Origin of the sequence: Porphyromonas uenonis 60-3 (assembly GCF_000174775.1) — a bacterium.
Classification (GTDB): domain Bacteria; phylum Bacteroidota; class Bacteroidia; order Bacteroidales; family Porphyromonadaceae; genus Porphyromonas; species Porphyromonas uenonis_A.
On the sequence record NZ_ACLR01000074.1, the window covers coordinates 1 to 701 of the forward strand.

The following is a 701-nucleotide window of genomic DNA, read 5'->3' on the forward strand; positions in this document are numbered from 1 at the left end:
GGAGGCTACAGTAACCGACGGCTAAAAGGAATCTTGACCCAAGCAGCCCGAAGTGCCATAACTCATAACCCAACATTTAAACAGTATTACCAACGCATGAAAGCTCAAGGCAAGCCCTACGGGGTCATCCTCAACAACGTCAACAATAAGCTCCTCCACATCCTCTTCTCGCTGGTTGCGCACGACTGCGACTTCGAGCTAGACCACGAAGCGAAGAGAGCTCTACGAGCCTAGTCCAAGGAAGGAAAATCTCCGCTCCGGGAGCGCCCCGCGGCAAGGGGTGGGAGCCCCCACCCCGACGAGCGGTTACGAAGAGAAGAGAGTCCTCCGAGGCAAGTTCAAGAAAGGAAATCTCCGCTCCGGGAGCGCCCCCGCGGCAAGGGGTGGGAGCCCCCACCCCGACGAGCGGGTTCCCGAAGAGAAGTCGACCGAGCTTGCGAAACGAGAAAAAAACTTCGCTTTTACTTGCATTTGAACTTAGAAAGCAACGGGCTACTCCTCTAGATTGCTGGCAGGCTCATGCCGGTGATGCGTCGGTAGAGGTCTAGCGCATAGGGGTCGGTCATGCCAGAGATGTAGTCGAGCGTACACTGGAGCTTGCCGTAGATTGACGCTTCGTGCAGGTTGTACTGACTGCTCACCAGCGAGAGGAGCGTACGACTATACGCATCGTCCGGGTGTAGGAGCGAGTGCATCACTTT

2 pseudogenes are annotated in these 701 nt (G+C 56.2%); one reads left to right on the top strand and one right to left on the bottom strand.

The annotated features are described in order from the left end of the window. A pseudogene (locus tag PORUE0001_RS09980) lies at window positions 1–234 on the top strand (IS110 family transposase); the annotation flags it as partial. Between the two features lie 266 nt (window positions 235–500). On the opposite strand, the pseudogene PORUE0001_RS02215 reads toward PORUE0001_RS09980, so the two are convergent. Continuing rightward, window positions 501–701: pseudogene (locus PORUE0001_RS02215) on the bottom strand (dehydrogenase); the annotation flags it as partial.